Source organism: Oribacterium sp., assembly GCF_057249185.1.
In genome coordinates, this window is the sequence record NZ_DBHIGR010000110.1 from 1 (window position 1) to 7,536 (window position 7,536).

The window sequence follows — 7,536 nt, forward strand, 5'->3', positions numbered from 1 at the left end:
GGATTCCTGCCTTAGCACAGTTTCTTTTGAATCTGCGTAAAGCACTGTCCAAAGACTCGTTTTCTTTTACGATGACATTTGACATGCGATACCCCAAACCTCCCTTCGGGCACAAACTAGAGTTTATTATAACACCAAAATTTCATACGTCAATGACTTTTTTAGAACTAAAGCTATTTTTTACCCGGAGCTTTTTCCTTAGCCCAGCTGTTTCTTCATGCTCTCCAAAGACTGCTTTAAAGCTTCCTCTAACTTTGCAGTATCCTTTCCACCGGCCTGAGCCATCTGAGGCTTACCGCCTCCCCCACCTCCAAGGATAGGAGCAATCTCTTTAATCAGATTTCCGGCATGGGCACCGAGCTTTACCGCAGCGTCAGCGGCTGTAGCCATAAGAATCGGCTTACCGTCTTCTACAGAGGCCAGAAGGATAAAGGCATTCTTATGTTTATCCTTTAAGCTGTCTCCCAGATTTCGAAGGGCATTTCTGTCCATTCCCGGAATATTGGCGGCAATCAGAGAACAATCCTTGTATTCTACCACTGCCAAATCTTCCACTTCCGCATTGGCCAGCTTCGCCTTTAACTGTTCGCACTGGGAACGGCTTTCCTTTAATTCCTTCTCCAGACTCTCTACCCTGGCCAATAAATGCTCCGGATCTGCCTTTAATTTTCCGCTAAGACTCTTTAACAGCTCCTCCTCATGGTGGAAATAATCAAAGAGGTTCTGAGATGTGATGGCTTCGATTCTTCTGACTCCGGCAGCAACACCCTGCTCGGAAAGAATCTTAAAGGCCTGGATGGAGGAGGAATTCTCTACATGGGTTCCTCCGCAAAGCTCAATGGAGAAATCTCCTACGGAAACCACTCTTACGGTATCACCGTACTTTTCTCCGAATAATGCGGTAGCACCGGATTTTTTAGCTTCTTCAATGGGCATTTCCCGTGTAAGCACCACATCGCCTCTGGCGATTTCTTCATTGACCAAATTCTCAACCTTCTCAAGTTCTTCTTTGGTCAAGGCGGTAAAATGGGTAAAGTCAAAACGAAGACGCTTGTCATCATAGTAAGCTCCCGCCTGCTCCACATGACTTCCCAGAGTTTCCTTCAGAGCCTTTTGTAAAAGGTGGGTAGCGGTGTGGTTTCTTGCGGTCAGGGCACGCTTTTTAGCATCTACGACTAATGTTACGGAATCTCCTACGGAAAAACCTCCCTGCTCTACTGTTCCCAGGTGAGCCAGTTTCCCCCCCTGTAAGTGAATAGTCTCTTCCACTGTGAATACGGAAGTACCGGAACAAATCTTTCCCTGATCTCCCTGCTGTCCACCCATGGTTCCATAGAAGGGACTGCGGTCGGTAATTACTGCGGCACGATTTCCTGCCTCTACGGAAGGACGAATTTCATCCTCATCTCCATTGTCCGCAAGGTATACCAATGCGGTAACCTTTCCTTCACATTCCAGAGTATCGTATCCCACAAACTCTGTCTTTAAAGAGGCATCCAGATTCTGGTAGACGTCGTCTCTTCCCATGTAGTTAGTGCTCTTTCTTGCCGCTCTTGCAGTTTCTCTTTGCACCTTCATCGCCTGTTGGAAAGCCTCTTCATCCACGGTAATTCCGCTATCCTCTAAGATTTCCTTGGTTAAATCCAGAGGGAATCCGTAAGTGTCGTAAAGACGGAAGGCATCTTCTCCGGAAAGAAGCTTCTCTCCCTTTTTCTGTAAATCTTCCTTTAAGCCCTGTAAAATGGCAAGACCGTTATCAATAGTCTTGTTGAAACGATCCTCTTCCTCGGAAATAACCCGAAGAATCATATCCTTCTTCTCGGAAAGCTCGGGATATCCGTCAGAGGACAAGGCAATAGCCTTTTCGGAAAGCTTGGAAAGACTTCCTGCGGGAATACCCAAAATACGTCCATGTCTTGCCGCTCTTCTTAACAATCTACGGAAAACGTAGCCCCTTCCCTCATTGGAAGGCATAATACCGTCAGAAGCCATAAAGGTACAGCTCTTTACATGGTCGGCAATAATACGGAAGGAAACATCCGCAGTCTTGTCCTCCAGATACTTCTTTCCGGAAAGACTTTCAATCTCTGTCATCATGGCCTGGTTGGTATCCACGTCAAACAAAGAGGGTACATCCTGACAAACTACCGCAAGACGTTCCAGTCCCATTCCGGTATCAATGTTCTTCTGAATAAGCTCGGTGTAATTGCCCTGACCGTCATTGTTAAACTGGGAGAATACCACGTTCCAAACCTCTAAGAAACGATCTCCCTCTCCTCCCATCACATCCTCAGGGCCTGTACCGTATTTCTCTCCACGGTCATAGTAGATTTCGGAACAGGGACCGCAGGGACCTACACCGTGCTCCCAGAAGTTATCCTTCTTTCCAAAGCGATAGATACGATCTGCAGGAATACCGATTTCCTCATTCCATACCTTGAAAGCCTCTTCATCCTCCAAGTAAATACTGGGATAAAGACGATCCTTCTCCAGACCTACTCTCTCTGTCAAAAATTCCCAGGCAAAATGTAAAGCCTCGGACTTAAAATAATCTCCGAAGGAGAAATTACCAAGCATCTCGAAGAAGGTACCATGTCTTGCAGTCTTACCAATGTTCTCAATATCTCCGGTACGGATACACTTCTGGCAGGTAGCCACTCTTCTCTTTGGCGGGATTTCCTGACCGGTAAAATAAGGCTTTAAAGGCGCCATTCCGGAGTTGATTAACAATAAGCTATTATCATTATGGGGAACCAAGGAAAAGCTTTTCATTACCAAATGTTCCTTCTCCTGAAAATAGGCTAAAAACATTTTTCTTAATTCGTTAACACCATATTTCTTCATACAATCTCCCTTTATGCAGTATAGAAATTTCCTTACTGAATTTCTGAATGAGTAAGGTTTTAGCAAAACAAGAAGGCCTGCAATACCTTCTCTACACAATCTTACAAATTATACAGTACTTAGGGCTATGAGGCAAGGGAGGACAAAAAGTCTTTCAGCTTTTCTGTATAGAGGCTTTTGTTTACAAAAACCGATTCCGCATGACCTGCCTTTGGTACCAACAACAAATCTCTCTTCCCCTTGGTAGCTTCATACATTCTTTCACTATTTGCCGGCAAAATGTATTGGTCATCTTCTCCATGGATAAAAAGGATAGGCACCTGATTTTTTGCCAAAGAGTCGATGGGGCGCATGGCGGAAATAGGAATACCGAAATGAAGCTTGGCATATTGGTTCATAACCGGGCCGATAGCTGTTGGAATGTGACTGTATCGCCAGATTTCCTCCAAAACATTTTCGATATCGGAAAAACCGCAGTCAGCTACAGCGAAGGAAACATTTTGTACATCTTTCAATGAGGCAATTGTTGTGGCAGCTCCAAGAGATTCTCCATGCAAGCCAATCTCCGCATTCCTTCCCAGTTTTGCCTGAAAAAAATGTACTATTTCCGCCAAATCCTTTCCTTCCCTCACACTGTAGCTACAAAAAGTACTTTCATTTGCTCCATGCCCTCGTAAATCATAAATAATACAATTATAGCCTAAGGAAAGATAGATAGAGGCATACTTTAAACTTCCATATCGAGTATCCTTATAACCATGACTTATAATAACATATTTAGAAGAAGGGGTCGGGTTCTTTAAAATTTCTCCATGGAGCACATAAGAATCATAGCTTTTAACAGTAAACTCTTCTTTTTGCAAACCATTATAAAAGGAAGTATCATAATGTTCTCTTTGCCATTCCATCGACTCTTCCAGGCTTTGTCCTTCACCGTAGAATATATTTTTGCCAAGCATAGAGACAAAAGCTAAAAATAAAATTAAAATACTGATAAAAATCACAGCAAGGATAGATATATTAATATTTTTAATTATCATAATTTGCTCCTTTTAACGAAAAGGACTAGCCGTCCTGATCTTCAAAAATCTTCTCCAATAAAACAGAACACCTAGCCTTTGTCAGCTGAATATATTTTTTTAAGTAGTCAATATTTTCCTCTACACCGGTTTTCTCCATGCTTAGCTCTTTTTTACTCTCCATGCTTCTTTGACTCAAAAACACACTTTGCTCGGCAAAAAAGTTTTCCCTCTCATTTCCGGTGATATTTCTGCTGTAATAGCTCACCAGACGCTGCATTTCTTTATCGTAGAGTTCTCCGATTTTTTCATATCTTCTTCGCAGAGAGAGGTTTTTCTGCCAGCTTTCATCCTCTTCTATCTGATTCAATAGCTTAAATTCATTTTGAAAACGAAGATAGCTGTCAGAATCAGGCTCCTCCTCATCCTCTTCACTGGGAAGCAGAGAAAGGGGCTCTTGAACTTCTTCTCTGCTATTCCTGTTCTCCTCATAGCTTTTTAGAGCATTTTTCCAATGCCTGTGCAGGCCAAAGCTGACAAGACTCAAAAATAGGAAAAGAAGCAATAAGATCTTGAGATAAGCCATAAATTGTTTTCTGGGCATAATTATTCCGATAAATAAGCCGCTCTTACCTGAGGATCGGATAGTAAGTCTCCGGCTTTTCCTTCTAATCGAATGTTTCCGGTTTCCAATACATAAGCTCTGTCTGCAATCATTAAAGCCTTGTTGGCATTTTGTTCTACCAAGAGTACGGTTACCCCTGACTCATGAATCTTTTGAATAATATCAAAGATTTCATTTACATAAATGGGAGAAAGGCCCATGGATGGTTCATCCAGTAAAATCATCTCCGGCTTGGACATCAAAGCTCTACCCATGGCAAGCATCTGCTGTTCTCCTCCGGAAAGGGTTCCGGCTACCTGATTTTTTCTTTCCAAAAGACGGGGAAAATGATGATAGATCATATTCAGACTTTCTTCAATTTCCTTTGAGTCCTTTCTGGTGTAGGCACCCAGCATCAGATTTTGATATACCGTAAGACTGGCAAAAACTCTTCTCCCCTCCGGAACATGGGCAAGTCCCTTGGAAACCAGCTTGTATCCGGGAAGCTTGCTGACATTTTCCCCTCTATAAATGATTTCTCCTTGGGAATGGGGAATTAAGCCGGTAATCGTTTGCAGGGTACTGGTTTTTCCGGCGCCGTTGGCCCCGATTAAGGTTACGATTTCTCCTTTGTTCACATGGAAATCCAAGCCTTTAATGGCATGAATCATCCCATAATGTACATGAAGATTCTTTACCTCTAAAATTTGTTCCATAATTACTCTCCTAAATAAGCCTTGATAACCTTCTCGTCATGCAACACTTCCTGAGTCTTTCCTTCTGTAAGGACTTGCCCGAAGTTCAGTACGGTAAGGCGATCACATATGCCGGATACCAGCTTCATATCATGTTCAATCAATAAAATGGTCATATCAAAACGATCTCGAACCAGTCTGATAGTGTCCATCAGTTCTTCCGTTTCATTGGGATTCATTCCCGCTGCAGGCTCATCCAATAAAAGTAAGGAAGGATTGGTTGCCAGTGCTCTTGCAATTTCCAGCTTTCTTTGTTTTCCGTAGGGGAGGTTTCCCGCAAAGTCCAAAGCATGCTCTTCCAGATGAAAAACAGAGAGTAAATCCAGAGCTCTATCCGACATTTCCTTTTCTTTTTGAAAATACCGGGGAAGTCTAAAAATCCCTTCGATAAAGGAATAGGAATTTTCCTGGAAAAATCCTGCCTTAACATTATCCAATACTGTCAGCTTATCGAATAATCGAATATTCTGAAAGGTTCTGGCAATTCCTTTTTTGTTAATCTCAATGCAGGAGCTTCCCACAATATTTTTTCCATTTAAAAGAATTTCTCCGGTATTTGGCTGGTAAACTCCGGTAAGCAGGTTAAATACTGTGGTTTTACCGGCACCGTTGGGCCCGATTAAGCCGTACAATTCTTTTTTATCAATGGAAATATGGAACTGATCTACCGCCTTCAGACCTCCAAAGGAAATGCCTAAGGCATTCACTTCTAAAAGACTCATGCATTCACCTCCTTACGGAACAGACGATGAAGAATATTCTCCCGAAAAGCGATAAAGCCGGGGGCGGAAGTAAATAGCATCATCACAATCAAAACAACGGCATAAATCAACATTCTGTAGTCATTTAAAGAACGAAGAAGTTCAGGAAGCAGAGTCAGAACAACAGCGGCCAAGATAGAACCGCGAATATTGCCAATTCCGCCTAAAACCACGAATACCAGAATCATAATGGACTGATTGTATCCGAAGTTTTTCGGTAAAGCCTGTAGAGAGCTTAAATTATGGGCATACAATACCCCGGCAATTCCTGCAATAGCCGCTGAAATTGTAAAACAAAGCAGCTTCAGTTTTGAAGCAGGTAATGCAATACTTTCCGCCGCAATACGATTATCACGAATCGCCATTACCGCTCTTCCTGTTCTGGAATGAATAAAATGCTGGATAAAAAGCATAGACAGTAAGAGAAGTACAATTCCTACGGTGAAGTTACTGTACTTAGGCGTACCGGTAATTCCCTGTGCGCCTTTAATAATCCATTTTCCCCCTTCTCCCAAAGCAACGGCGGTACCGTCCTTTAAGGAAAAATGCCAACCATTCTTATCCACACCAAAATACAGAGCATTAATGATGTTTTTGATAATTTCTCCGAAGGCCAAGGTTACGATAGCCAAATAGTCTCCTTTCAGCCTGAGAACCGGAATTCCGATTAAAAAGCCGAAGAATCCGGCAGAAATAGCGCCGATGCAGAGGGCAATAAAGAAAATCAACATTGGAGGTAGAGAGCTTCCTTTTAAAAGCATGGAGCAGCTTGCAGAAAAGAAAGCACCCACGCACATAAAGCCCGCATGCCCCAGAGACAATTCTCCGGAAATACCTACTACAAGGTTAAGGCTTATGGCCAAAATAGAATAAATACATAAAGGAACCAAAAGTCCCTTCATCAGGGAACTGACTGAACCGGATTTCAGGAATAACTGAACAACAAAGTACACGATAAGAATGACTCCGTAATTCAAAAAAATATCTTTGATTTTTTTCATTTGTACATTCTTCATCTTACACCTTCTCCATAATCTTCTTTCCTAAAATTCCGCTTGGCTTAATCAGCAATACAATAATCAAAACGGAAAAAACAATGGCATCGGACAGTTTGGAAGAAATATAGGCCTTGGACAGATTTTCCAATACGCCAAGTAAAATTCCACCGATAAATGCTCCGGGAATAGAACCGATTCCTCCCAGTACGGCAGCCACAAAGGCCTTAATGCCGGGCATGGCTCCTGTTGTAGGGGTAAGGGTAGGATAAGCGGAGCAAAGAAGGATTCCTGCCACACTGGCCAGAGCGGAACCAATGGCAAAGGTAAGGGCAATGGTACCGTTTACATTTACTCCCATCAAAGTGGCTGCACCCTTGTCCTCGGATACCGCTAGCATAGCCTGTCCCGCCTTGGTTTTATGAATAAACAGCAATAATACAACGGCAACTAAAATACCCACCAAAATGGTGACTATGGTTTCTCCGGAAATCACCAGCTGTCCTCCTGCCAGCTTTAAAGCAGGAAGCTTTACAAAGGACTGGAAGCTTTTGGGAT

8 protein-coding genes are annotated in these 7,536 nt (G+C 42.8%); all 8 read right to left on the reverse strand.

The genetic code is table 11. The annotated features are described in order from the left end of the window. On the reverse strand, nt 1-85 hold an 85-nt coding region (gene rpsU, locus ACO4PX_RS07000; protein WP_485572097.1), incomplete at its 3' end, for a 30S ribosomal protein S21. Between the two features lie 113 nt (nt 86-198). Next, the gene (alaS, locus tag ACO4PX_RS07005) at nt 199-2,844 is read right to left on the reverse strand and encodes an alanine--tRNA ligase (RefSeq protein ID WP_485572092.1); all 2,646 of its coding nucleotides are present in this window, start codon (nt 2,842-2,844) and stop codon (nt 199-201) included. Between the two features lie 125 nt (nt 2,845-2,969). After that, nucleotides 2,970-3,752 (reverse strand): alpha/beta hydrolase, encoded by a 783-nt coding sequence (locus ACO4PX_RS07010; RefSeq protein WP_485572093.1) that lies wholly within the window; start codon nt 3,750-3,752, stop codon nt 2,970-2,972. A gap of 157 nt (nt 3,753-3,909) precedes the next feature. Continuing rightward, nucleotides 3,910-4,449 (reverse strand): hypothetical protein, encoded by a 540-nt coding sequence (locus ACO4PX_RS07015; protein WP_485572094.1) that lies wholly within the window; start codon nt 4,447-4,449, stop codon nt 3,910-3,912. A gap of 20 nt (nt 4,450-4,469) precedes the next feature. Continuing rightward, nucleotides 4,470-5,183, reverse strand: coding sequence for an ABC transporter ATP-binding protein (locus tag ACO4PX_RS07020; protein ID WP_183684035.1), 714 nt, complete (start codon nt 5,181-5,183; stop codon nt 4,470-4,472). A 2-nt stretch (nt 5,184-5,185) separates the two neighbouring features. Further along, nucleotides 5,186-5,944 carry an ABC transporter ATP-binding protein gene (locus tag ACO4PX_RS07025; RefSeq protein WP_308579471.1) on the reverse strand — a complete coding sequence of 253 codons (759 nt, stop codon included), beginning with the start codon at nt 5,942-5,944 and terminating at the stop codon, nt 5,186-5,188. Further along, nucleotides 5,941-6,999 carry a branched-chain amino acid ABC transporter permease gene (locus tag ACO4PX_RS07030; protein WP_485572095.1) on the reverse strand — a complete coding sequence of 353 codons (1,059 nt, stop codon included), beginning with the start codon at nt 6,997-6,999 and terminating at the stop codon, nt 5,941-5,943. The genes ACO4PX_RS07025 and ACO4PX_RS07030 overlap by 4 nt, the downstream gene beginning before the upstream one ends. Nucleotide 7,000: 1 nt before the next feature. Further along, a partial coding sequence (locus ACO4PX_RS07035) for a branched-chain amino acid ABC transporter permease (RefSeq protein ID WP_485572096.1) occupies nt 7,001-7,536 on the reverse strand: 536 nt, incomplete at its 5' end.

Coding starts and splice junctions, on each gene's coding strand:
- alaS (WP_485572092.1), bottom strand. CDS start 2,844: ATGAAGAAATATGGTGTTAACGAATTAAGAAAAATGTTTTTAGCCTAT.
- ACO4PX_RS07010 (WP_485572093.1), bottom strand. CDS start 3,752: ATGGAATGGCAAAGAGAACATTATGATACTTCCTTTTATAATGGTTTG.
- ACO4PX_RS07015 (WP_485572094.1), bottom strand. CDS start 4,449: ATGGCTTATCTCAAGATCTTATTGCTTCTTTTCCTATTTTTGAGTCTT.
- ACO4PX_RS07020 (WP_183684035.1), bottom strand. CDS start 5,183: ATGGAACAAATTTTAGAGGTAAAGAATCTTCATGTACATTATGGGATG.
- ACO4PX_RS07025 (WP_308579471.1), bottom strand. CDS start 5,944: ATGAGTCTTTTAGAAGTGAATGCCTTAGGCATTTCCTTTGGAGGTCTG.
- ACO4PX_RS07030 (WP_485572095.1), bottom strand. CDS start 6,999: ATGAAGAATGTACAAATGAAAAAAATCAAAGATATTTTTTTGAATTAC.